The sequence below is a fragment of the Vibrio sp. 704 genome (genome assembly GCF_033339295.1).
Genome location: NZ_JAWOUH010000264.1, coordinates 1 through 828, shown reverse-complemented (window position 1 = coordinate 828; position 828 = coordinate 1). Strand labels below are relative to the sequence as shown.

1 protein-coding gene is annotated in these 828 nt (G+C 46.0%); it reads left to right on the top strand.

Going from position 1 to position 828, the window contains the following annotated elements:
• Positions 1-93 precede the first annotated feature (93 nt).
• The coding region (locus R7R24_RS25825; RefSeq protein ID WP_318119978.1) for an aromatic amino acid transport family protein at positions 94-828 on the top strand (735 nt) is incomplete at its 3' end.

Below are 828 nucleotides of genomic sequence, written 5' to 3'. Positions count from 1 at the left end.
ACTCATCTACCAATCGAATGCACTTAACCCACGTGCCCCACAACACGCACCCTCAGATTAAAAACTTACCCTCCCCAACCAAGGACAATTGCTATGATGTGGTTTCTAACTTGTGTCGCTGCCCTCATCGGCGGATACTTCATCTACGGCGCTTTCGTTGAGAAAATTTTCGGCATCAATGAGAAACGCCAAACCCCTGCACACACCAAAACGGATGGTGTTGACTTTGTTCCAATGTCAACAAAGAAGGTTTACCTAGTTCAGCTACTTAACATCGCTGGTGTAGGTCCTATCTTTGGCCCAATCATGGGTGCGCTTTACGGCCCAGCCGCAATGCTTTGGATTGTTGTAGGTTGTATCTTTGCAGGTGCCGTACACGATTACTTCTCAGGTATGCTTTCTGTGCGTAACGGCGGTGCATCAGTGCCAACGATTACTGGTCGCTACCTAGGTAATGGCGCAAAACACTTTATGAATATCTTTGCCATTGTCCTGTTGCTTCTTGTTGGTGTGGTATTCGTATCAGCGCCAGCGGGCATGATCACAAACCTAATCAATAATCAAACCAGCCTAAACGTAAGCATGACAACAATGGTTGTGGTTATTTTTGCTTACTACATCATCGCGACAATCGTTCCAGTAGATAAGATCATCGGTCGTTTCTACCCTCTATTTGGCGCACTACTTATCTTCATGTCGGTTGGTCTAATGACTGCGGTTGCTCTATCTAGCGAGCACACAGTGATGGGTGATTTCCAAGTAGCAGACATGTTCTCTAACCTAAACCCAAATGACATGCCTTTATGGCCTGCACTGTTCATCACTATC